Origin of the sequence: Egicoccus sp. AB-alg6-2, from assembly GCF_041821025.1 — a bacterium.
GTDB lineage: Bacteria > Actinomycetota > Nitriliruptoria > Nitriliruptorales > Nitriliruptoraceae > Egicoccus.
Genome location: NZ_JBGUAY010000007.1, coordinates 17,806 through 39,053, shown reverse-complemented (window position 1 = coordinate 39,053; position 21,248 = coordinate 17,806). Strand labels below are relative to the sequence as shown.

The following is a 21,248-nucleotide window of genomic DNA, read 5'->3' as shown; positions in this document are numbered from 1 at the left end:
CGCGGCCTCAACCTCCCATCACGGACGACACGAGCGAGCGGGCGATCAGGGCCCACCCGTCGACGAGGACGAACAGCAGCAGCTTGAGCGGCATGGACACGAACACCGGCGGGAGCATCACCATGCCGAGCGACATCAGGACCGCGGCGACGACCAGGTCGACGATGAGGAACGGCACGAAGATCACGAAGCCGATGGTGAAGGCGGTGCGCAGCTCGGAGATGACGAAGGCGGGGATCAGGGTGGTGGGGCCGACCTCGGAGACGTTGGCCGGCGCCTCCTTCCCGGCCATCTCGGTGAACATCCGCAGGTCGCTCTCGCGGGTTTGGGCCAGCATGAAGTCGCGGAACGGCTCGTAGCCGACGGTCGCCGCCTCCATCGCGTCCATCTCGCCGGCCAGCATCGGCTGCAGGGCGGTCTCGTTGACCTCGGAGAAGGTCGGACCCATGGCGAAGAGGGTCAGGAACACGGCCAGACCGAGCAGGACCTGCGCCGGCGGGACCGTCTGGAGCCCGAGCCCGTTGCGGATCAGGCTCAGCACGATGATGAACCGCGTGAACGTGGTCATCAGCAGCAGCAGGATCGGCGCCATGGCGGCGACGCTGAGCAGCAGGACCAGCGTCACGGTGCGCGACAGGCCGCTCTCGGCGTCGTCGAGCGTGACGGTCAGGCTGCTGGCGTCCTCGATGCCGCCGGTGTCGGCGAGCTCGTCCGGCGTGACCGGTGCACTCGGCGGAGCCGGGTCGGCGACCTGCGCGAGGGCGGGCACGGCCGAGGTGGCCAGGAGCAGGCCGACGAGCAGCAGCAGCGGGAGCAGCCGGACCCCGCGCCGGAGCCGGCGGGGACGGCTAGCGGCGGAGCGTTGCACGGAGCGGCCTTCCCGCGCCGCGCTGCGGCTGCGAGACTCGGACCGTCAGGTGACGAAGACGGTCGACGAGGCCGATCCCTGGCCCTGCGTGTTCCACGGTCGATCCGGCAGGGCCGAGGAGCGCCGTCAGCGCCTCCTCGGTGGCCGCGGTCGAGCAGAGGTCGGTCGGCGCAGCATCCGTGTGCGCCGACAGAACGATGCCGGGGGCCGCGGGGTCCTCGGCGACCGGACCCGTGGCGGCGTCGGCGACGTCCGGCTCGAGCTCGGTGAGTACTTCGATGCCCTTCTCCCCCGCGCCGACGAGCAGGCGGCGGTTGCCGACCTCGACGACGGCGACGACGGCGTTGCGGTGCAGGGCAGTCCGTCCGAGCACGCGGACGCCGCCGGGCTGGCCCGCCTTCACGCGGCGCAGCAGCAGCGGTGCGGCCGCCACGAGGGCGAGCACCAGCAGGCCGATCAGGGGGGAGTCGATCACGCCCCGACCCGTCCGAGCAGTTCGGAGATCCTCACGCCGAGCTCGTCACCGACGACGACCACGTCGCCGCGCGCCACAGGGGTGCCGTTGGCGAGCACGTCGACGGGGGCGCCGGCGAGTCGGTCGAGTTCGACCACGCTGCCCTCCTGCAGGCGCAGCAGTTCGCGCAGCGGCAGGCGGACCCGGCCCAGTTCGACGGTGACGGTCAGCTCGACGTCGGCGAGCAGGTGCAGGTCCCCGGGGGCGCCCGGTCCCGCTCCGGCGGTGAGGTCGGGCAGTTCGGCGCGGGTGGCGGTCTCGGGCGTCACGACACGAGCTCCTGGGGCATGGCGGACAACGGGTCCGCGGGAGGGCGGCTGGCGGGTGGTTGGACGATCTGGATGGCGCTGCGCCGGCCCCGCTTGCCGAGGTGGGCGCTGCCGAGCTCCTGGCCGTCGCAGACGAGGCTGGCCGGGCGGCCGATCGGGTGGTCGAGGGAGAGCACGTCGCCGGGTTGCAGTCCGGCGAGGACCGACGCCGGCAGCGTCGATGCGCCCAGCTGCACGCGCAGGTCGAGCGCCGCGTCGAGGAGGGCGCCACGTGCCGCCTGGCCGGTGCCGGGGTCGTCGGCGTCGATGCCCCCGCCGCTGAGCTCGTCGAGGTGGGCGAGGAGGGGGGCGACCGGGTAGCCGATGCTGATCAGGCCCTGCGCCGGCAGGTCGCCACGAATCTCGACCCGGTAGGTGAGCAGCAGCAGCAGCTCACCGGGGGCGGACAGCTGCATCGGCTGTGGCGTCGTCTCGATGCCGAGCAGCTCGGACGGTTCCCCGTCGATGTCGGTGAGTGCCTCGTCGATGGCACGCACGGCCGGCGCAAGCAGGCCGCTGGCGATGAGGTCGGTCTCGAGGTCGGTGGGACGGCGGGGCACGGCGCTCTCCGCCGGGTCGCCGAGACCGCCGAGCAACCGCTCGACGAGCAGCAGCGCGAGTGGCAGGTCCAGGTCGAGCAGCGCCGTCGCGCCGAGTGGTCCCACGCGGACGCTCGCGAGCAGCGTCGGGGTCGGCAGCGTCTTGACGTAGTCGTCCACCGACAGCTGCTCGGTGGCGAGGTGCTCGATCTCGATCGCCGCCTGGGTGGAATTGGTCCACGAGCTGGTGAGACGGCGCACGAACGCGTCGTGCGCAGCCTCGAACACCACGACCGCGTCCCGGTTGATGCGGCTGGGCCGACGGAAGTCGACCGGGGTCACGGTCGTGGTAGACACGTCGGCCAGGGCTCGGCTCACGGTTCCTCCACGGGGGTCGTGGGCCCATCGGCCGACGCCGGGGAGGGTCAAGCAGTCGTGTCGCCGAGCGTCACCATGTGGGCACGCAGCGTCACCACCGCGTCACTGGACGAGCAGCTCCGTGAGGACCACGCGTCGGACCACGTCCTCGCCCCAGATGGTCTTGGCGTCCTCCGTCAGCGCGGCCCGCAACTGGGCCGAGCCCTCGGCGCTGCGCAGCTGGTCGGCGCCCATCGTCGCGATCTCCTGCAGCAGCGCGTCCTGCAACAGTGCCTTGCGGGCGTCGAGGACGGTCGGGTCGGCATCCTCGGTCAACACCACCGCCAGGGTCACACGCGCGTGGCTGGGCGCGGACACACCCAGCGTCGTGGTCAGGGGCTCGAAGCTGACGATGGCGCCGTCCGCCGGCTCGACGGCGACCTCCTCGCCGGCGGGCTTGAGGAACAGCCACCAGGCCGCGACCCCCGCGACCAGCACGACGACGACCGCGCCGATCAGCAGCAGCTTCTTCTTGGACGAGGTCTCCTCTTCGACCTCGACGACGACGGCCTCGCTCATGCCGTTTCCTCCTCTGTCAGCAGCACGGCGATGTCGACCCGCCGGTTCTTGGCACGGTTCGCCGGCGACGTGTTCGGCACGAGCGGGCGGAACTCGCCGTACCCCGTTGCGCCGATCTTGGCCGGCGACAGGCCGTGTTCCTGCACCATCAGCTTCAGGACCGCGATGGAGCGGTCGGTGGACAGGTTCCAGTTGTCGTATCCCGGTCTGGCGAGCGGGAGGTCGTCGGTGTAGCCCTCGATCATGACGTCGTTGGGGAAGTCGGCGAGGATGTCGGCGATCGCGCCGAGGATCTCGCGTCCCTGGGGCCCCACCTCGGTCGACCCGAGTCCGAACAGCACGTCGTCGGTCCCCACCGAGATCACCAGCCCACGCGCCTCGCGTCGCTGCTCGACCAGGGCGTCGAGCCCGGCCTCCTCCAGCGCCTCCTGCATCGCCTCGGCGATCTCGTCGAGCTGCTTCGAACGCTCGGTGTCCTGTTGCGAGGTCACGGTCTCGACCATCTGGTCGATGGCGGCGCGCTGCTGCTCGTCGAGGCCGTTGTGATCCGGAAGCAGGCCGCTGTTGTCGGGCATCATGCCCTCGGCGGAGTTGTTGCCGAACGGGACCGCCAGGCCCTGCACGAAGCTCGCGAACTTGAGCACGTCGACGGTCGACATCGAGTACAGCATCACGAAGAACGCCAGCAGCAACGTGATCATGTCGCCGTAGGTGCCGAGCCAGCGGTCACCGCCGCCCTCCTCCTTCTTCTTCTTGGGGCGCGCCATCAGGCCGCCTCCTCCGCAGGCTTGCCGCCGCTGAGCCGGTCCGCCACGCCGATGCGCTCCGAGGGTGGCAGGTACGACTCCAGCCGTTCGATGACGCCACGCGGGCTCGCCCCGCTGCGGATGGTGAGAATGCCGTCCAAGGCCACGTCCATGGCGGCCAGCTCGAGGTCGTTCATGCGCTGCAGCCGGTCACCCATCGGGTTGAAGACCAGGTTGGCGATCATGACGCCGTAGAGGGTGGTGAGCAGTGCGAGCGCCATGCCCTTGCCCAGCTGCGAGGGGTCGCTGAGGTTGCCGAGCATGTTGATCAGGCCGATGACCGTGCCGACCATGCCGAAGGTCGGGGCGTAGCCGGCCAGCGCCTTGAAGAAGCTGATCGCGGTGCCGTGGCGCTCGTCGAGGGCGGTCATCTCGATCTCGAGGGTCTCCTTGAGGACCTCCTCGTCGACGCCGTCGACCAGCAGCTGGACGCCGGTCCGCACGAACCGGTCCTCGATCCCCTCCAGGCGCGCCTCGAGCGCGAGCATGCCGTCGCGGCGGGCGACCTCGGCCAGCTGCGCCAGCTGGGTGATCGTGTCCTGGACGTCCAGGGACTGGCCCTTGATGGCCTTGATCGCCGACTTCGGGATCGTCCCGACGTCGCTCTTGCGGAAGGCCATGAGTCCGGCGCCGAGCGCGCCCATGAACACGAGCACGAACGAGGACGGACCGATCAGCGGCGCGAACGAGTTGCCGTCCATGACCGTCGCGATGACGATGCCGAGCAGCGCGAGGACCAGGCCCCCGAGGAACAACGGATCCACGTCAGAGCTCCTCGTCGCGCACGATGGACAGCGTCGGCACACCGGAGCGCAGGTCATCGGCGGCGACCAGCAGGGAGGCACGAAACGCGACGATCCGCTCGACCACGACGTCGGGAGCGTCGTCCACGAAGACACGGCGACCGTCGACCAGGGTGAGCACCGTGTCCGGGGTCGCCTCGATCGATTCGATCAGGTCCGCGTTGACGAACAAGGGTTCGCCGCGCAATCGATGCACGAGGATCACGGCCGCACCTCCGTGTGCTGGCAGACGACGGGCATGTCCGTATGCCCTTCACTCCGACTCATCGGCAGCCCGCGGCCCGGCTGAAGCACCCACGACCGGACGTTCACCGTGTTCCCGCCGACCAGTCGAGTACGGCCCGGTACGGCCGACAGCACCAAGGGAGTTCCGTCTTTCCTGCATCGATCTGGAGTTGGGGGCGACGTGTCCGAAGTGCTCGGTCGGGTCCTGGTGGCCCGACAGCCCATCGTGTCGATGACCGGCCAGGTCGTCGGCTACGAGCTGCTGCACCGTCCCCTGCCCGCGGGCGGCGTGTCCAGCCCAACGTTCGACGGCACGGCCGCGACGGCGCAGGTCATCGTGAACGGCCTGCTGACGCTCGGCCGCGAGGCGCTGACCGGGGGGCTCGACGCCTGGATCAACATCCCTGCCGAACTGTTCCGCTCCGGGGAGCTCGTGGCGCTGCCGCCCGAGGGCCTCGTACTGGAGGTGCTCGAGGACACCGAGGTCGACGACGACATCCTCACCGCCATCCGCACGCTGCGCGCCGCGGGCTTCCGCGTCGCGCTCGACGACGTCGTCCCCGGCGATCGCCGCCTTGCGCTGGTGGACGAGGTCGACGTCGTCAAGGTCGACCTGCTGGGTTGCCCCCTGTTCGACGCGCTCGAGCTCATCCGCTCGCTGCCGTCGACCTGCACCGTCCTCGCCGAGAAGGTCGAGGACGGTGCAACCGTCCGACGGGCGATCGCCGCCGGCGCGACGCTGTTGCAGGGCTATCACGTCAGCCGACCGCAGGTCATGGGTGCCACCCGGCCGCTGGCGCTGCCGTCCGCGCACCTACGGCTGCTGCAGTCGATGAACGTCGAGGAGGTGGACCTGCGGGCCGTCGCGGCCGCGATCCGCGACGACGTGGTTCTCTCCGACCGGTTCCTGCGGGTCCTGCGTGCCGGTGCCGGCTGGCGCCCCGTCACCTCCATCCACGACGGCCTGCTGCTGCTGGGTGAGCGCGCCGTCCGTCGCTGGGTCTCGTTGCTGGTGCTGGCCGCCACGGTCGACGACGGCGCTACCGCCGTGGTCGCCCGCGCGGGTGGTCGCGCCCGCTTCTGCGAGCACCTGGCCGACACCAGCGGCACCGCGTCCGGCTTCGACGCCTTCCTGCTCGGCATGTTCTCCGTGCTGGGCGACGATGGCCGGGTTGCGCCGGCCGTGCTCGCCGAGCTGCCGCTGGACGACGCCGTCCATGCCGCACTGACCACCGGACTCGGACCACTGCGCCCGCTGGTCGAGCTCGCGCTGCAGGCCGAGGCCGCCGACTGGGACGCGCTCCTGCGGGACGGTACGGAACTCGGGTTCAGCGAGGAACAGCTCGCGGCCGCCAACCTCGAGGGGCTGCGTTTCGGCGCCAGCCTCAGCGCCGCGGAACCGGCTGCGACCGTAGGCGGTCGCACCTCCGCGCTGGCCGGTTCCTAGGCGCTGCGTCTGCGGCGTACGGGAGCCGTCACACGCGACGCCGCCGACGTCTGCCGGCGGCGTCGTGGTCGGGGCGGCCGCTGGTCAGCCCCACTCGGCGACGACGAAGCCGAACGCGTGGGCCGGCCGGTTGCCCGCGTCGAGCCGCAGCTCGTCCTGTGGGCCGCGGTCGTCGAACGCCACGGCGACCGTGCAGTCCGCCTGGTCGGCGATCAGCGTGAACGTGATACGACCGTCCTCGGGCGGGACGTCGCGCACCAGCGTTTCCTGACCGCCGACGGGCTCGCCGTTGACGTCGCGGATGTAGGCGTGACCCTGGTCCGTGCTCCCGACGCCGGCCGCGAGCTGGTCGCCCGCGAAGGTCGCCGGAACGTCGCTGTCGACGTTGTCGCACGGCAGCAGGGCAACGTGCAGGGCCTGGCGGACCGGCCCCGGGACCGGCTCGGCGTCGCCGGCGTAGTCGGCGCGGCTGGCGAGCACGGTGACCTCGATCTCCTCGCCGGCGCTCGTCCCGACCGGTTCGCTGGGCGACATCACGTAGGTCTGGTTGTTGGTCTGGTACGCGTCGGGGTGCACGAGGTCGAGGAGGCGGCTCAGGAAGGTGGCCATCGCGGCGCGGTGCACGTCGTCGGTGGGCGCATACGTGCCGGGACTGCGCCCGTCCAGCAGCGCGAGTTCGTAGCCCGTGCGGATGTTGTCGGCGTGATGTGATCCCACGGCGTCGGGGAAGTAGGCGTCGTTCCCCGCTGGCGCGTAGGCATCGATGTCGCCCGTGTGGTTCCACGATGCTGCCCGAAGCACGTACGAGGCCATCTGCGCCCGGGTCACGTGCGCGTTCGGCTCGTAGCGGTTCGCGTCACGACCCTCGACGATGCCCACCTCGGCGAGCTGGGCGATGCGGTGCTGGTGCACCGTGCCGTCGGTGTCCTCGAATCGCTGCTCGGGGTCGTCCGGGAGGTCGCGATCACCGGCGGCCTCCAGCGTCCGGGCGACGAACGAGGCCATCTGCGCCCTCGTCACGCGTTCCCCGGGGTGATACCGACCGTCACGGCCCTCCGCGACGCCCTGGTGCGCGACGCAGTCGATGTTGCGCTGGTGGGCGGACGACGCGTCCGAGCGGTCCGGGAAGGCGGCCACCGGCGTCTCGGTCCCGCAGCCGTTGTTCGGCACCTCGCGGTGGTTGGTGGAGCCGTGACCGTCGGCGCTGCCGAGTGCCGGCGACAGCAGCCCGAACGCCGAGGTGGTGGCGACGACGGTCACGATGCGACGGAACGTCCGTCTCGTCCTCACGTGTTCCTCTCTCTCAGGGGTCGGTCCCTCCACCGTGGGGAAGCCACCCCCCGACTCGCAACCGAACGGACACCTCCTCGGGGACACCGTCCGGAAACGCGGAAACGGCCACACCCCGACGGTGGAGCGTCGAGGTGTGGCCGTACGGATCCGGAACGGGGTCGTTGTGCGACCCCGTGTCGTCAGCGCTTGAGGTTGACCAGTTCCTGCAGCAGTTCGTCGCTGGCGGTGATGGTGCGGGAGTTGGCCTGGAAACCGCGCTGGGCGAGGATCAGGTTGGTGAACTCCGACGCCAGGTCCACGTTGGACATCTCCAGCGTGCCCGACTGCAGCCCGCCGAGGCCGTTGGCGTCGCCGGGCGTGCCGACGATCGCCTCGCCCGCCGCACCACCTGCGTCGTAGAGGCCGTTGCCGACACGGGTCAGACCACCGGGGTTGGGGAACCGCGCCAGCGCGATCTGTCCCAGTTCCTGGCCGACGCCGTTGATCTTGCCCGTGATCGCGCCGTTGGGGCCGATGGCGATGTCGGTCGCGCCCTGCCCGAGCACGATCGGGTTTCCGTCGGAGCCCACCACGCGCAGACCCTCGGGCGTGACGAGGTTGCCGGCGCTGTCGACGCCGAAGGCACCGGCGCGGGTGTAGAAGTCGTTGCCGCCGGCATCCTGGACCACGAAGAACCCGTCGCCCTGGATGGCCACGTCGGTGGCGCGGCCGGTGACCTGCGACGCGCCCTGGGTGAAGATCAGGTCCGTCGCGGCGACCGACGAACCCAGACCGAGCTGCATCGGGTTGACGCCGCCGTTGTCGGCGCCGCCGGCGCCGCCGCCGCGGACGACCTGGGTGAGGGTCTCCTGGAAGGTGGTCCGCACGGCCTTGTAGCCGGCGGTGTTGACGTTGGCGACGTTGTTACCCGTCACGTCCATCATGGTCTGGTGCGAGCGCAGTCCGGAGACGGCGGAGAACATCGAGCGGAGCATGGTGCGGCCTTTGTCTCGCCTGGTGGTCAGGCGTCGGTGATCGGGGCATCGGGCTTGCGGATCTCGGTGACGTGGTCGAAGGGGACCTCCTGCCCCCCGATGTCCAGGACCGGACCCAGCGTCGTGTAGCGAACGGCGTCGACGACGCCCTGCACCGTGCCGCCATCCGTGGCGAGTGCGTTGACCGTGGTTCCCACCAGCCCCGCGGCAGCCACGGCGTTCTGCAGGCCGAGGTCGCGACGTTGGAGGGATGCGAGCTGTTGGATGGCGTCGAGCTGGGCCAGCTGCGCCGTCTGCATCATCATGGCGCTGGGGTCGGACGGGGCCATCGGGTTCTGGTAACGCAGCTGCGCCACCATCAACTCGAGGAACCCGCCGCTGCCCATGCCGCCGAGGGCGGAAAGTGCGCCGTCACCGGTCGGCAGACCGGCGGTGGCGCCGATCCCTGCGCCACTGGAGATGGTCGTCATCGTGCGCCCCCTCTACAGGTGGATGCCGGAGCGGACCCCGGCGGTGGTCGTGTCGACCGGACGGTTGATCCGGGCGGTCCCGCGCTCGGGGCGCGGTGGTGCCAGGTCGGGCCGCTGCTGTCCGGGTGCGCCGTCGCGCGCGTGCCCACGGCCCTGGTCGGCGAGGGAGAACCCGCGCTCGCGCAGCGCCTCGTTGGCCGCCCGCAGGAACTCGCGGCCCTGCTCGTCGCGCTGCTCACCGAGCAGGTGCATGCGCACCGCCCCGTCCTCCAGCGACAAGCGGACGCGCACGTCACCGAGCTCCAGCGTCACGCGGCGCGGCGGTGGCGCGAGCTCGAGCTGTTCGAGGGCGTCCAGCACGCGGGAGATGCCGGCGGCGGTCGAGGTCGGCGCGGTGCGCTCGCTCTCCCCCGGCTCGCCGGGCTCCACCTGCGTCATGGTCTCGGTGACGGATTCGGTCCCGGCGTCGATGCGTACCTGGCGGGCCGCCATCTCGGGACGTCGGACCTCCGGCGCGTCGATCATCGGACGGCCGCCATCGACGGCTGCCGCAGGCCTGGGCTCCGCGGTCTCGGTGACGGCCCGCTCGTTCGCGTGCCGTTCGAGGCCGAGCGCCCGGGCGTTGGCCGGCAGCCGCTGGGCGGGGGCGCCCATGGCGGGCGGCTCGTCTCCTGCCGGCGACGGATCGTCCGAGGTTTCGACGGCGTGGTCGAGCTCACCTTCGGTCGTGGTGGCGACCGGGTCCCCTGTCGCCAGCGCGACCGCGGCCGGGGCGATGGGCCGGGGCGTCGAGACGGTGGCCGGCGCCGTGGTCACCGGAGCTTCGTCGAGGACGGGCGTGGCCGGGTCGGTGTCGGCCGTCGGCCGCGTGCACATGGCCGCCAGTGCCTGCAGCGTCGGCCAGGCCGGAACGTGCTCGTATGCATCGGCCTCGGCGTCGGCGGGGGCAGCGGCGAGCGGCGAACCCGACGGGCCTGGCGCCGCTTCGTCGGTACCGGTGACCGGCGCGCTGTCGCGCTCCAGCAACGGCGAGCCGGGCAAGAGCACGCCGGTGCCGTCGGGCCCGACGGCGCTGGTGGCGTCGGTGACCAGCGCGGCGAGCACGGCGAGGAAATCCCCGGCGGCCGCGTCGGCCTGAGGGCCGGTCAGGCCCGTGGCGGCCGGTCCGGCCGCCGTGTTGAGGTTGATCACCGTAGTTGCTCCCAGGTCGCGATCACGCGCCGTACGTAGTTCTGTGTCTCGCTGATGCGGGGGATCCCGCCGGCCTCGGCGACCCGGTTGGGGCCGGCGTTGTAGGCCGCCAGCGCGAGTTCGGCCGAGCCGAACCGGTCCAGCTGCTGCTTGAGGTACCGGGCGCCGCCGCGCAGGTTGTCCATCGGGTCCGTCGGGTCGACGCCCAGGCCAGCAGCGGTGCCCGGCATCAGCTGGGCGAGGCCGATCGCGCCCGCGTGGGAGCGCACGGCGGGGTCGAAGTTCGATTCGTGCCGGACGAGCGCCGCGAGCAGTGCCGGGTCGACGCCGGCCTCGGTGGCCGCCTGCTGGATCGCTCCGGCCCAGGGCCGGCCGGCGGCAGGCAGCCGCTCCGCCCACGCCCCGTCGGCGGGCGGTAGACCCGCCGGCGCCCCGGCCGGTGCGGTGGCGACCGCACCACCCGCTGTGGGGACCGGCCGGGCCACCGCGACGGTCGAGGCCAGCGCGTCCGAGAACGACGCGGGCCGTGCCGCCGTCTCGGTCGCGGCGGGCGCGACGACGACGGGCGACGGCACGAAGGGCTGCATGCGACCCTGGATGGCGGCGATGCGGGCCTGGACGTCGACCATCCCGCTCGCTCCGACGGTCGCGATCATGCGCGGCGACGCCAGGTCTCGAGGGCGACCGCGTCCAGCTGGGTCTCGGCGATGCGGCTGGCCCGCGTAGCCGCTTCGGCTTGGCGGCGCTCGGCCAGCCGCTCCGCGCTACGGCGGGCGATCGCGGCGTCGACCCGGCGTTGCTGGGCGATCTCGGCCTCGCGGCGGGACTGCCGCTCGCGTTCGCGGGCGCGCTCGACGGCGTCCTCGAGTGCCACGTTGCCGACGCGGTGCTGTTGCAGCTCCTCGGCGCTGCGCACCGCCGTGGGGGCGGCGCGTTCGTCGCGGGCCGCGACGGCCTCGCCGCGCCGTTCGGTGGACAGGCGCAGCTGCAGGTCCGCTGCCGCCTGTTCGGCCAGACGTCGCCGCTCGAGGCCCTCACGGACCTGCAGGACGACCTTCATTCGGTCACGCTTCACGCCGCCATCTCCTGGGCTGCCCGCAGTCGTCCCGCGAGCTCGGCGATCCGCATCCATGCGTCGGTCGAAGCCACCACGTCCTGTGATGGCTGGGTCAGGAAGTCGACGATGTCGTCCATCATCGACAGTGCTGCATCTGCCACCCGGTCGGTACCGGGGACGTAGGCGCCCACCTCGACGAGGTCGCGGACACGCTCGGCGGCGGCGAGCGAGCGCCGCAGCGTCAGGGCGTCCGCCTGCTGTTGCGGCGTCGTCACCGTGGTGGCGAGCCGGCTCAGGCTGGCGAGCGGGTCGATGGCCGGGAACCTCCCGGCGGTGGTCAGGGACCGGTCGAGGACGAGGTGGCCGTCCAGGATGGAGCGGGCCGCGTCGGCGATCGGCTCGTCGTGGTCGCCACCTTCGACCAGCACGGTGTAGAAGGCGGTGATGGTGCCGCGCTCGAGCGGGCCGGAACGCTCCAGCAGGCGTGGCAGCAGCGCGAACACCGACGGTGGGTATCCCTTCGAGGTGGGCGGCTCGCCGGCGGCGAGCCCGACCTCGCGCTGCGCGGTCGCCAGGCGGGTCAGCGAGTCGACCGTGAGCAGGACGTCGTTGCCGGCGTCGGCGAACTCCTCGGCGATCCGGGTGGCGAGGAAGGCGGCACGCAGGCGCAGCAGCGCCGGTTCGTCGGAGGTGGCGACCACCACGACGCTGCGGGCGAGCCCTTCGGGGCCGAGCACGTCCTCGACGAACTCGCGCACCTCACGGCCGCGTTCGCCGACCAGGGCGATCACCGACCGCGAGGCGGTCGTGCCGCGGACCATCATGGCCAGCAGCGTCGACTTGCCGACGCCGGAGCCGGCGAACAGCCCCATCCGCTGGCCGCGACCGACGGTGCACAGGGTGTCGATCAGCTTCACCCCGGTGTCGAGGGGTTCCTCGACCCGTTGGCGGGCCAGGGCGTGGGGTGGCGCGGCGTCGACGGAGCGCTGGGGCGCGTCGATCGGTCCCTTGCCGTCCAGCGGGCGACCGAGGGCGTCGACGATCCTGCCCAGCAGCGCCTCGCCGACCGGTGAGGTCAGCGGACCGGGGCGCGGCCGGACGACGTCACCGCGGGCGATGCCGCTGGTGTCGCCCAGGAGCAGGGCGCGGGCGGCGTGGTCGTCGACGGCGACGACCTCGCCGACGCGGACCTCGCCACGTGCCTCGAGGTCGACGGCGTCACCGACGGCGAGGCGCAGACCACGCAATTCCACCTCGGTGCCGACGACACGGGACACCGATCCACGGCTGACGGCACGCAGCAGGGCGCTCATCGCGTCCCCCCGGTGGTGTCGCCGGCGGTCAGGCCTTCGGCGTGCAGTGCGACGGCAGCGTCCAGCATGGCGGCGCGGGTCAGTTCCGCACCACCCCAGGCGCCGGTGAGAACGGCGTCGCCGGGCGCCACGGAGGGGTCGGCGACCAGGTGCAGACGGGGGTCGCGCGGCGCGGAGGCGATCGCGGCCTCGTCGTCGGGGTGCAGGCGGACCTCGAGCGGGTCGTCGTCCAACACGGCAGCGGCGTCGCGGACACGGTCGAGGAGGTGCAGCGCCGACGTCGGCGGCGTCGCATCCAGCACGGCGGCCGCGAGCCGGGCGGCGAGCTCGAGGTCCGCGGCACGGGCGGCGGCACGCTGGGTCAGCAGTTCCTGCAGCAGCGCGTCGAGGCGGCCGCCGAGTTGCATGGCGGCATCGGTCGCGGTGCGACGGCCCGCGGCCTCGCCTTCGGCCCGCCCCTGGGCACGGGCGGCGGCGGCGGCCTGCTCAACCACCACGGCGGTGGCCGGGTCGAGCACGGGGCTCGGGGCGGCGAGCGTGCGCACGTCGTCGGCGACGGCCACGCGGAGGAGTTCAGCCAACGAATTCCTCCGCGCCGCGGCCCATGGTGATGAGCCCTTCCTTCTCCAGCTCGTAGACCATCCGCACGATGTTGGTCTGCGCCGCCTCGACGTCGCGCAGGCGGACCTGACCCATCAGGTCCATCTCCTCGGTGACCGTGGTGCGGGCACGCTCGGAGAGGTTGCGCATCAGCGCGTCCTGCAGTTCGCCGGACACCCCCTTGAGCGAGGTCGCCAGCATCTGCGGCTCGACCTGGCGCAGCAGTTCCTGCAGGGCCCGGTCCTCGAGCGTGACGAGGTCCTCGAAGACGAACATCAGCGCGCGGACGCGTTCGGCGAGCGCGGGATCGGTCGTCTCGAGTTCGGCCATGATGGCGCGCTCGGTGGCACGGTCGCTCTGGTTGAGCAGATCGGCGAGCTCCTTGACCCCGTCACGGCGGCCGCTGCGACGCCGGACCTCGCCGAGGCGCAGCTTCAGGGCGTCCTCGATACGGCGCACGACGTCCTCGTCGGCGCGTTCGAGGGTGGCGAGCCGGGTCGCGACCGCGACCTGGACGGGGGCGTCGAAGCCGCTCATCAGTGCGGCGCCGAGCCGGGCCGGCAGGTGGGCGAGGACGACCGCAAGGGTCTGGGGGCTCTCCTCGCGCAGGTGCTGGAGGATCTCGGTCGGCTCGTGCATGCGCAGGAAGTGGAACGGGGTCGCCTGGGTCGTGGCCAGCAGCCGGTCGACGATCTCGTCGGCGTCGGCGCCGTAGCGGGAGCGCAGCATGTCGCGGGCGTGCTGCTCTCCACCGGTGATCAGCGCCTCGCGGGCGATGGCCTCGTTGCGGAACTCGGTCAGGATCGACTCGAGCTGCATCGGACCGATCTCGCCGAGCTGCGCCACCTCGACGGCGAGCTGCTCGACCTCGTCCTCGGTCAGGTGCTCGAGGACCCGGGCGGCACGGTCGGGACCGACCGAGACCAGGACGGCGGCGGCCTTCTGGGCGCGGCCGAGGACCATGGCGGTGGTGCTCATACCCCCGCCCTCCGGTCCGCGAGCCAGCCGCGCAGCAGCGAGGCGATCTCATCGGGCTGACGTTCGACCAGCGCTGCCACCTCGTCCTGGATGCGCGGACCGGTGGGCAGCGGCTCGGCGTCGAGGGCGTCCTCGAGCGACGCCGGGGCGGGACGGACCTTGGCGGGCACGACCTTCTCGACCGGCTTCTCCGCCTTGTCCTTCTTGTTGCGACGACTCATGAGGAACAGCATGATCGCGATCAGGACGATCAGGCCCATGGCGAGGTAGCTCTCGAGCTTGCTCATCAGGCCGGGCTCGACCTCCTCGACCGGGTCGAGCACGTCGGGCGGACTGGCGACCCGGGTGATGGCGATCGCGTCGGCGCGCAGCGGGACGGCGATGCCGGCGGCGGCACCGACCAGCTCGCGCAGCTGAGCGTCGGTGACCTCGGCGCCGTTCTCGACCACCAGCGCGACCGAGATGTCCTCGACGTTGCCCGGGGCCTGGACGGTGCGGGTGGTGGTGCGCCCGACGCCGAACTCCGTGCTGGTGTCCTCACGCGTGTAGGTGCTGGGGCCGTTGCCGGTGGGCAGCGGGCCGCCGTCGACACCGGTGACACCGCCGACCGGTGCGCCCTCGCCCTCGAACTGCTCGGTGCTGGTCGAGTTGCGCAGCGGCGTGCCGTCGGCGTCGAAGGTCTCGGTCTGGATCTCGGACTCGTCGAAGTTGAGCGCGGCCCGGACCGAGACGGAGGCCGGGAAACCGGTCGCGCGTTGCACCAGTCCCTGCAGGTCGGCGTTGAGGGCCGACTCGAACTCGCGGGTCAGGCGCTGCTGACGGTCGCTGACGCCGCCGATGACGCCGTCGCCGGGTGCGTGCAGGACGTTGCCGGCGGTGTCGGCGACGGTCACCTGGTCCGGCGACAGGCCTTCGACCGCCGACGAGACCAGCAGGGTGACGGCTTCGATCTGGTTGCTGTTGAGCGGACGTGCCGCGCGGATGAGCACGCTGGCGGAGGCCGGTTCGCGCTGTTCGGTGAACAGCGACTCCTCCGGGATGACCAGCCGGACCGTGGCGCTGTCGATCCCGTCCATGGCGCCGAGGGTGCGTGAGAGCTCGCCCTCGACGGCACGCTGCAGGTCGACGCGCTGACGGAAGTCGGAGACGCCCAGTGCCTGGTTGTCGAGCAGTTCGTAGCCCGGGACGGTCGGGGTGCCGCTGACGCCGGACGAGGCGAGGTCGGCGCGGACGCGGTGGAGCTGCTGCTGCGGGACGAGCACCCGGGCGCCGTCGAGCTGGTAGGGCACGCCGCGGGTCTCGAGCTCGTTGACGACCTCGGACAGCTCCTTGTCCTCGAGGCCGGCGAACAGCAACGCGTAGCTGGGCGTGGTGACCCAGCGCATGAAGGGCACCGCGGCCATGACCAGGACGACGATGGCCACGACGATGCCGACCCGCTGCGCGGGCGGCAGCGAGCGCATCAGGCCGTTCAGGCGGTCCTTGAGCTCCACGTGGCGTTCAGTCCTGTGTCAGGTGGTGGGGTGGTGAGGCCGGCGGGGCAGGTCGGGTCAGACCTGCAGGCGCATGACTTCCTGGTAGGCCTCGAGGGCGCGGTCGCGGACCTGGACCAACATGTCGACGGCGAGGCCGGCCTGGCTGGTGGCCGCCATGACCTCGTGGATGCGGGTCGGGCCGCCGCTCGCGATGTCCTCGACGAGGGCGTCGGCCTTGTGCTCGAGCGACGAGACCTGCTGCAGGCCCTTGCCGAGCGCCTCGCCGAAGCCGGGGGCGGCGGCGGCACCCGCGGCGCCGGCACCGCCCGTCGGGGGCAGCGGCGCGATGGGAAGCGGGCTGGAGATCGGCGGGATCGACATCACTGGCCTCCGAGGCGGAGGGCGGCCTGGTAGGCCTCCTTCGCGGACTCGACGGTGCGGAGGTTGGCCTGGTAGGACCGCTGCGCGATCATCATGTCGACCATCTGCGAGCCGAGTTCGACGACCGGCTTGGCGACCATCCCGTCGGCGTCCGCCAGCGGGTTGGCCGGGTCGTAGGCCAGGGCGGGGTCGCCGCCGGCACGGACCTGCTGAGCCACGTACACCCCCGAGCCGGTGCTGGCGAAGGGTCCGCCGCCGAGCGGGCGGGCGACCAGCTGCAGGGCGCGGAACGGCTCCTGGCCGGGCGTGGTCTCGGTGTTGGCGTTGGCGATGTTGTGGGCGATCGCGTCGAGCCAGTTGTGGGCGAAGCCAACGCCGGTGCGCCCGATGTTCATCGACGAGAAGCTCATCGGCGGCCGCCCATCGCGACGCGCAGCTGGCCGGTCTTGTAGTTGAACGCCGTGATCATGGCGTCGCGGTGCAGTCCGTCCTTCATGGACCCGATCAGCTCGGTCTCCATGTCGACGCTGTTACCGCGGGCGTCGACGATGCTCGGCGAGGCCGTCACCTGCGGCGCACCCGCGCTGGCCGGGTCTCGCCGCCGCAGCGCGTCACGCAGCGAGGTCTCGAAGTCGACGGTGCCGGCGCGGAAGTTCGGCGTCTCCGAGTTGGCGATGTTGTTCGCGCGCACGGTTCCACGCAGCGCGAGGCCGTCGAGCGCGCGGAGCGCCGCGGTCGTCGTCACGTCCCACATGGCAGACCTCTTCGAGACAACGCAAAAGGAGGAGGCAAACGCCTCCTCCTTGAGCCGAGTCTGGTATCCGTACCGAATTGTCACAGTGGTCTGTCGGCCACTCTCTGTGACACGTAAGCAGTGCGGTCGCGGTCTCGGTGCGATGGCTCTGTCGCCGGGTCTTGTCGGGTCCGTCGTTTGCGGTTCTGCAGCGCGGTCAGCCGGCGTAGGCGGTGCCGGCGCGGCGACGCCGGTCCACGTCGTTGAGCTGCGCGCTCAGTTCCCCGAGTCGGTCCCGGGTACGCGACTGGAGTCCCGCGAGGTGCACCGCCAGTCGCTGCGCGCGCGGTTGCAGTTCGTCCGGGAGCGGACCGAGGTCGCGCGGGGGAACCCAGGTCTGTACCGGCACGAGCTCGCCGCCCGCGAGGGCGATGTCGTACTCGGCGATGTCGGCTTCGAGCTGTTCGAGCACCTGAAGCCAGGCGCTCCCCGTGACGGGCGCACTCATCCGACCACCACGGGCGCCGGGACGGGTTGGGCGTTGACGCACGCCTGCTCCCAGGCGTCACGCAGACCGGTGAGGACGTCGGTGACGTCCGACAGGCCCTCGGCGGTCTTGGCGACGTTGGCCGTGATCAGCCGGTCGAGGCAGAAGTCGTACAAGGCCGCGAGGTTGGCGGCGACCGCTCCCCCACGCTCCCGGTCGAGGGTGACGGCGAGCTCGGTCACGATCGCCTGCGCACGACCCAGGCAGTCGTTGACGTCCTCGATGTCGATCGGCGTCGCGGCCAGGCCACGGCCCGCCCGGGCGACCTCGGCGAGCGCGCCGTTGTAGAGCATGAGCACGAGCTGGGCCGGCGAGGCGGTCTGCGCCTCCTGCTGGCGGTAGTACTGCTGCTGGTGTGCGTACATGTGACCGTCCTTGGTCGTCATCGCTGTTGCTGCTGGCTCAGTCCGTTGAGCCCAGCCAACTGACTGGTCAGCCAGTTGCCTTGCGCCTGCATCTTCGACAGTGCCACTTCCATCGCGGTGAACTGCTTGATCAGCGTCGACTCCCGCGTGAGCAGGCGCTGTTCGAAGCCGTCGATCCGCGTCTGGTAGATCTTGATCTGGTCGTCAATTCCCTTGCGCGCTCGAGCGACGATGCCGTTTCCGCCCTCGGCCGTGCGCAGCACGTTCGCGACGTTGCCGGCGAGGCCGTGGCTGTAGGTGACGTCGAACGTGATCGGCTGGTCCGGGTCGATCGCCTCCAGCGACGACCACGTGATCTGGATGCCGTTCGCCTTGCCGGTCGTGGCGTTGAGCTCACGTCCCCCACCACCGAGCGGCGTCCACGCGTCGCTCGAGCCCTTGAGCCGGATCTGTCCGGCCGCATCCTCCCCCGCCGCGTACGAGAACGGGATGACGGCGTCGTCCTGGTCGAGCACCTCGACCGTGAAGCTCCGGCTGGCTCCCGCCCGGGTCTCCTCGAAGACGAGGTTGTCGCCGTCGAGCTTGGCCTCGATGGCGGCGAGCTTCTGGTCCTTCAGCGCCGCGTTGATCTCGGCCACGATCTGCGACGCGGTCAGTCCCTCGGTGTTGAGGGTGACCGTCGCACTCACCGTCCCCGCCGTGACCTTGAACGTCTTCGGCTGCACGTCGGTGTCCGGAGCGAACACCGCGCCGGTGGCGCGCGCGGCCTTGGCCGCCTTGGTGACCTGCACCTCGTAGACGCCCGGCGTGGTCGCGTTCGTGCCGATGACGGCAGTGGCACGCGTGTCGGTCGGCGTCGCGGTACGACCGAACAGGCGCCCGACCGCGTCGAAGTCCTGGTTCAGGGCCGTGCGCAACTTGGCTTCGTCGAGCACGACCTTGCCGGTGCGGTCGACCGACAGACCGACGTCGAAGGCGCCGGCGAAGGGTTCGCGGGTGACGCCGAGCGGGGCGGTGGCCGCCGAACGCAGCTGGTCGAGCAGCTGCCGGGCGTAGGGGTCACCCTGCAGCGCGCCGGCGGTCTTCGTCTCGGGGTTGTAGCGGGTCAGCTCCGACAGCGACGTGATGGTCGCGTTGAGGGCGTCGACGTAGGACTTCACGGCGGCGATGCCGCCGTCGATGTCCCGTTGCGCGGTGACGGTGACGGGCACGCCGTCACGCTTCGTGCCGTCCGGCAGCGTCTCGGTCGTGACCTTCTTCAGCGTGATCGAGGCACCGGGCACGAGGTCGGCGATGGTGTTGCCGGATCGCGTGATCGTGACGGCTTCGGATCCCGAGCCCATCCGGACCTGGGAATCCTGCGCGGCCTGCAGGGTGCGCAGGCCGTTGGTGTTCGCATCGGCGTCGTAGGCCGTGAGCTGGGTGAGGCCCGTGTCGCCACCGACGGTGAGCTTGTTGTCGAGCCCGGTGGCCGAGGCGTTGAGGACCAGCCGGTGCTCGCCCTCGCCGGTCTTCACGACCGAGGCGGTGAAGCCGGCCTTGAGGCCGTTGAGCCTGGTGGCGATCGCCTGCAGCGAGTCGCCCGCGTCGACGTCGATCTCGACGGCGGCGTTCGCGCCCACCTGGACCGTGAGCTTGCCCGACGCAGCCAGGGCGTCGGTGGCGGAGGCGAAAGTGCCGGTCGCGACCTGATGGGCCTGCGCGAGCCGGTCGACGTGGAACGTCAGGGAGCCGGTCCCGGTGCCGGCCCTCGTCACGCTGACCGCGTCGGTGTTGGACGACGAGACGGCGACGAGGTTGGTGAAGCGGTCGGGACGCGAGATGGCGTCGACCGCGGTCCGCAGCGAGGAGAGGCGGGTGTTGACCGACTGCCAGGCGGTGTTGACCGCCTGCAGCTGCTTCTGCGTGTTCTGCAGCCGGACCACCGGCTGGCGCTCGAGTTGCATGAGCTGCTTGACGATGCCCGCGGTGTCGAGCCCGGAGGCGATGCCTCCGATGGAGAACAGTCCTTGTGCGCTCACTCGACCACCTCCTCGGTGTGTGGTGCGGGACATGCAACGGGGGTGGCGCCCCGATCACTCGAGTACGCCACCCCCAGGTTGTTGCGTCGGATCAGCGGAGCAGGGACAGGACCGACTGCGGGACCTGGTTGGCCTGCGCCAGCATCGCGGTACCGGCCTGCGAGAGGATCTGCGCGCGCGTGAAGCTCACCATCTCCTCCGCCATGTCGGTGTCGCGGATGCGGGACTCGGCGGCCTGCAGGTTCTCGACGGCGACGCCCACGTTGCGGATCGTCGACTCCATCCGGTTCTGGAAAGCACCCAGCGTGGCCCGGTTGTCGGACACACCCGAGATCGCCTTGTCCAGTGTCGCGAGGGCGTCAGCAACGCCGGTCTGGAGCGCGTCACCGGTCAGCTCTGCAAGGTCGATAGCGTCGACACTGGCGAAGCCGGAGTTGACCGTCTGACCTGCCGCGTTGACGTAGGTCGCACCGGCACCCAGGTCGGATGCCTTCACCGAGTTGATCCCGACGCTGACGGTCTGGCCCGAGTTGGCGCCCACCTGGAAGACGGCGCCAGCATTCGCTGCCTGTGCCTGAACCGCGTCAGCAGTGATGCTGGTGAAGTCGACGGCGATGTCGACGTCGTCCGACGTCAGAGAAACGGTAGTACCGCTTCCGCCAACCGTCGCACCACTCACGTCGGCGAGAGCTGTGCGCAGGTTTCCGGCGGTGGCGTCGGCGTCGATGTCACCGTTCGAATCGACCGCGATCTCAAACTCCGCGGTCAATTCGTTGCCATCGACCTCGAAGGTCAACGTGACCTGACGCCCGGCGCCGTCTGCGAGTGCCGCCAGCAGATCTTGGTCCGAGAAGTCGATCGCGAAGGCACCCTCGGTGGTCGCGTCGGCGGCCGTCGCGGTGATGCCATCGGTACCGGTGAAATTGACAGCGTCAGCGGCCGCTACGGCATCCGCCTTGGCGAAGGTGCCGTCGAGGATCTTCTTCGTGCCGAACTGGGTCTGGTCCGCGATGCGGGTCAGCTCTTCCTTCAGCTGGTCGATCTCGGACTGGTTGGCCTTCAGAGCGGCCGGGTCGTTGGTGCCGAGGTTGCCGGACTGCACGACGAGGTCGCGCATGCGCTGCAGCATCGAGTGGACCTCGGTCTGCGCCCCTTCCGCGGTCTGCACGAGGCTGATCGCGTCCTGGGCGTTGCGCGTGGCGACCTTGAGGCCACCGATCTGGGCACGCAGGTTCTCGGAGTTGACGAGACCCGACGCGTCGTCGGCGGCGCGGTTGATGCGGAAGCCGCTGGACAGCTTCTCGAGCGACTTGGCCTGCGTCCCCTGCGTCTGCGACAGGTTGCGGTAGGCGTTGAACGCCGCGATGTTCTGGTTGATACGCATGTGGGCTGACCTCCATGTCT

The 21,248-nt window shown here is 71.2% G+C and carries 26 protein-coding genes; 1 reads left to right on the top strand and 25 read right to left on the bottom strand.

The genetic code is table 11. The features are described from left to right. Positions 1–7 precede the first annotated feature (7 nt). The 8 genes from fliP to ACERMF_RS13790 form a co-directional block, all read right to left on the bottom strand. A complete protein-coding gene (gene fliP / locus ACERMF_RS13825) occupies positions 8–868 on the bottom strand; it encodes a flagellar type III secretion system pore protein FliP (RefSeq protein ID WP_373669697.1) in 861 nt (286 codons plus the stop codon). Beyond that, a complete protein-coding gene (locus tag ACERMF_RS13820) occupies positions 849–1,343 on the bottom strand; it encodes a flagellar biosynthetic protein FliO (RefSeq protein WP_373669696.1) in 495 nt (164 codons plus the stop codon). The genes fliP and ACERMF_RS13820 overlap by 20 nt, the downstream gene beginning before the upstream one ends. Continuing rightward, positions 1,340–1,651 (bottom strand): flagellar motor switch protein FliN, encoded by a 312-nt coding sequence (gene fliN / locus ACERMF_RS13815; RefSeq protein WP_373669695.1) that lies wholly within the window; start codon positions 1,649–1,651, stop codon positions 1,340–1,342. Before fliN ends, ACERMF_RS13820 begins: the two co-directional genes overlap by 4 nt. After that, a complete protein-coding gene (locus ACERMF_RS13810) occupies positions 1,648–2,607 on the bottom strand; it encodes a flagellar motor switch protein FliM (RefSeq protein ID WP_373669694.1) in 960 nt (319 codons plus the stop codon). The genes fliN and ACERMF_RS13810 overlap by 4 nt, the downstream gene beginning before the upstream one ends. Before the next feature lie 102 nt (positions 2,608–2,709). Next, positions 2,710–3,165: a flagellar basal body-associated protein FliL gene (gene fliL, locus ACERMF_RS13805; protein WP_373669693.1), complete on the bottom strand. Its 456-nt coding sequence runs from the start codon at positions 3,163–3,165 to the stop codon at positions 2,710–2,712. Continuing rightward, a complete protein-coding gene (locus ACERMF_RS13800) occupies positions 3,162–3,932 on the bottom strand; it encodes a flagellar motor protein MotB (RefSeq protein ID WP_373669692.1) in 771 nt (256 codons plus the stop codon). Before ACERMF_RS13800 ends, fliL begins: the two co-directional genes overlap by 4 nt. Further along, positions 3,932–4,735, bottom strand: a complete 804-nt coding sequence (locus ACERMF_RS13795; protein ID WP_373669691.1) for a motility protein A — start codon at positions 4,733–4,735, stop codon at positions 3,932–3,934. The genes ACERMF_RS13800 and ACERMF_RS13795 overlap by 1 nt, the downstream gene beginning before the upstream one ends. A gap of 1 nt (position 4,736) precedes the next feature. Continuing rightward, positions 4,737–4,979, bottom strand: a complete 243-nt coding sequence (locus tag ACERMF_RS13790) for a flagellar FlbD family protein (RefSeq protein ID WP_373669690.1) — start codon at positions 4,977–4,979, stop codon at positions 4,737–4,739. Positions 4,980–5,180: 201 nt separating this feature from the next. Between ACERMF_RS13790 and ACERMF_RS13785 the strand changes: the two genes are divergently transcribed. Then, positions 5,181–6,446 (top strand): EAL and HDOD domain-containing protein, encoded by a 1,266-nt coding sequence (locus tag ACERMF_RS13785; protein ID WP_373669689.1) that lies wholly within the window; start codon positions 5,181–5,183, stop codon positions 6,444–6,446. An 84-nt stretch (positions 6,447–6,530) separates the two neighbouring features. On the opposite strand, the gene ACERMF_RS13780 is transcribed toward ACERMF_RS13785, so the two are convergent. From ACERMF_RS13780 to ACERMF_RS13700, 17 genes are all read right to left on the bottom strand, one after another. Beyond that, the gene (locus tag ACERMF_RS13780) at positions 6,531–7,736 is read right to left on the bottom strand and encodes an S-layer homology domain-containing protein (RefSeq protein ID WP_373669688.1); all 1,206 of its coding nucleotides are present in this window, start codon (positions 7,734–7,736) and stop codon (positions 6,531–6,533) included. 182 nt (positions 7,737–7,918) lie between these two features. Continuing rightward, a complete protein-coding gene (gene flgF / locus ACERMF_RS13775; protein ID WP_373669687.1) occupies positions 7,919–8,713 on the bottom strand; it encodes a flagellar basal-body rod protein FlgF in 795 nt (264 codons plus the stop codon). Positions 8,714–8,739: 26 nt separating this feature from the next. Then, on the bottom strand, positions 8,740–9,183 hold the full coding sequence (locus ACERMF_RS13770; protein WP_373669686.1) for a flagellar hook assembly protein FlgD: 444 nt from the start codon (positions 9,181–9,183) through the stop codon (positions 8,740–8,742). Positions 9,184–9,195: 12 nt separating this feature from the next. Next, complete coding sequence (locus tag ACERMF_RS13765) at positions 9,196–10,374, bottom strand: hypothetical protein (RefSeq protein ID WP_373669685.1); 1,179 nt, start codon at positions 10,372–10,374, stop codon at positions 9,196–9,198. After that, entirely contained in the window at positions 10,371–11,030 is a 660-nt protein-coding gene (locus ACERMF_RS13760; protein WP_373669684.1) for a lytic transglycosylase domain-containing protein, read from the bottom strand. The genes ACERMF_RS13765 and ACERMF_RS13760 overlap by 4 nt, the downstream gene beginning before the upstream one ends. Then, on the bottom strand, positions 11,027–11,449 hold the full coding sequence (locus tag ACERMF_RS13755; protein WP_373669683.1) for a hypothetical protein: 423 nt from the start codon (positions 11,447–11,449) through the stop codon (positions 11,027–11,029). The genes ACERMF_RS13760 and ACERMF_RS13755 overlap by 4 nt, the downstream gene beginning before the upstream one ends. Continuing rightward, positions 11,446–12,744: a FliI/YscN family ATPase gene (locus ACERMF_RS13750; RefSeq protein WP_373669682.1), complete on the bottom strand. Its 1,299-nt coding sequence runs from the start codon at positions 12,742–12,744 to the stop codon at positions 11,446–11,448. The genes ACERMF_RS13755 and ACERMF_RS13750 overlap by 4 nt, the downstream gene beginning before the upstream one ends. Next, positions 12,741–13,325, bottom strand: a complete 585-nt coding sequence (locus tag ACERMF_RS13745; protein WP_373669681.1) for a hypothetical protein — start codon at positions 13,323–13,325, stop codon at positions 12,741–12,743. Before ACERMF_RS13745 ends, ACERMF_RS13750 begins: the two co-directional genes overlap by 4 nt. Then, complete coding sequence (fliG, locus tag ACERMF_RS13740) at positions 13,318–14,322, bottom strand: flagellar motor switch protein FliG (protein ID WP_373669680.1); 1,005 nt, start codon at positions 14,320–14,322, stop codon at positions 13,318–13,320. The genes ACERMF_RS13745 and fliG overlap by 8 nt, the downstream gene beginning before the upstream one ends. Beyond that, positions 14,319–15,815: a flagellar basal-body MS-ring/collar protein FliF gene (fliF, locus tag ACERMF_RS13735; RefSeq protein ID WP_373669679.1), complete on the bottom strand. Its 1,497-nt coding sequence runs from the start codon at positions 15,813–15,815 to the stop codon at positions 14,319–14,321. The genes fliG and fliF overlap by 4 nt, the downstream gene beginning before the upstream one ends. A gap of 57 nt (positions 15,816–15,872) precedes the next feature. Continuing rightward, complete coding sequence (locus ACERMF_RS13730; RefSeq protein WP_373669678.1) at positions 15,873–16,178, bottom strand: flagellar hook-basal body complex protein FliE; 306 nt, start codon at positions 16,176–16,178, stop codon at positions 15,873–15,875. Next, the gene (locus ACERMF_RS13725) at positions 16,178–16,588 is read right to left on the bottom strand and encodes a flagellar basal body rod protein FlgC (protein ID WP_373669677.1); all 411 of its coding nucleotides are present in this window, start codon (positions 16,586–16,588) and stop codon (positions 16,178–16,180) included. Before ACERMF_RS13725 ends, ACERMF_RS13730 begins: the two co-directional genes overlap by 1 nt. Further along, a complete protein-coding gene (locus ACERMF_RS13720) occupies positions 16,585–16,932 on the bottom strand; it encodes a flagellar basal body rod protein FlgB (RefSeq protein WP_373669676.1) in 348 nt (115 codons plus the stop codon). The genes ACERMF_RS13725 and ACERMF_RS13720 overlap by 4 nt, the downstream gene beginning before the upstream one ends. A gap of 196 nt (positions 16,933–17,128) precedes the next feature. Continuing rightward, positions 17,129–17,419, bottom strand: coding sequence for a hypothetical protein (locus tag ACERMF_RS13715; protein ID WP_373669675.1), 291 nt, complete (start codon positions 17,417–17,419; stop codon positions 17,129–17,131). After that, positions 17,416–17,823 carry a flagellar export chaperone FliS gene (fliS, locus tag ACERMF_RS13710; protein WP_373669674.1) on the bottom strand — a complete coding sequence of 136 codons (408 nt, stop codon included), beginning with the start codon at positions 17,821–17,823 and terminating at the stop codon, positions 17,416–17,418. The genes ACERMF_RS13715 and fliS overlap by 4 nt, the downstream gene beginning before the upstream one ends. A 17-nt stretch (positions 17,824–17,840) precedes the next feature. Continuing rightward, complete coding sequence (gene fliD / locus ACERMF_RS13705) at positions 17,841–19,844, bottom strand: flagellar filament capping protein FliD (protein WP_373669673.1); 2,004 nt, start codon at positions 19,842–19,844, stop codon at positions 17,841–17,843. A gap of 91 nt (positions 19,845–19,935) precedes the next feature. Then, positions 19,936–21,228: a flagellin gene (locus ACERMF_RS13700; RefSeq protein ID WP_373669910.1), complete on the bottom strand. Its 1,293-nt coding sequence runs from the start codon at positions 21,226–21,228 to the stop codon at positions 19,936–19,938. Positions 21,229–21,248: the final 20 nt, after the last annotated feature.

Coding starts and splice junctions, on each gene's coding strand:
- fliL (WP_373669693.1), bottom strand. CDS start 3,165: ATGAGCGAGGCCGTCGTCGTCGAGGTCGAAGAGGAGACCTCGTCCAAG.
- ACERMF_RS13800 (WP_373669692.1), bottom strand. CDS start 3,932: ATGGCGCGCCCCAAGAAGAAGAAGGAGGAGGGCGGCGGTGACCGCTGG.
- flgF (WP_373669687.1), bottom strand. CDS start 8,713: ATGCTCCGCTCGATGTTCTCCGCCGTCTCCGGACTGCGCTCGCACCAG.
- ACERMF_RS13770 (WP_373669686.1), bottom strand. CDS start 9,183: ATGACGACCATCTCCAGTGGCGCAGGGATCGGCGCCACCGCCGGTCTG.
- ACERMF_RS13760 (WP_373669684.1), bottom strand. CDS start 11,030: ATGATCGCGACCGTCGGAGCGAGCGGGATGGTCGACGTCCAGGCCCGC.
- ACERMF_RS13750 (WP_373669682.1), bottom strand. CDS start 12,744: ATGAGCGCCCTGCTGCGTGCCGTCAGCCGTGGATCGGTGTCCCGTGTC.
- fliG (WP_373669680.1), bottom strand. CDS start 14,322: ATGAGCACCACCGCCATGGTCCTCGGCCGCGCCCAGAAGGCCGCCGCC.
- ACERMF_RS13730 (WP_373669678.1), bottom strand. CDS start 16,178: ATGTCGATCCCGCCGATCTCCAGCCCGCTTCCCATCGCGCCGCTGCCC.
- ACERMF_RS13725 (WP_373669677.1), bottom strand. CDS start 16,588: ATGAGCTTCTCGTCGATGAACATCGGGCGCACCGGCGTTGGCTTCGCC.
- ACERMF_RS13720 (WP_373669676.1), bottom strand. CDS start 16,932: ATGTGGGACGTGACGACGACCGCGGCGCTCCGCGCGCTCGACGGCCTC.
- ACERMF_RS13715 (WP_373669675.1), bottom strand. CDS start 17,419: ATGAGTGCGCCCGTCACGGGGAGCGCCTGGCTTCAGGTGCTCGAACAG.
- fliS (WP_373669674.1), bottom strand. CDS start 17,823: ATGTACGCACACCAGCAGCAGTACTACCGCCAGCAGGAGGCGCAGACC.
- ACERMF_RS13700 (WP_373669910.1), bottom strand. CDS start 21,228: ATGCGTATCAACCAGAACATCGCGGCGTTCAACGCCTACCGCAACCTG.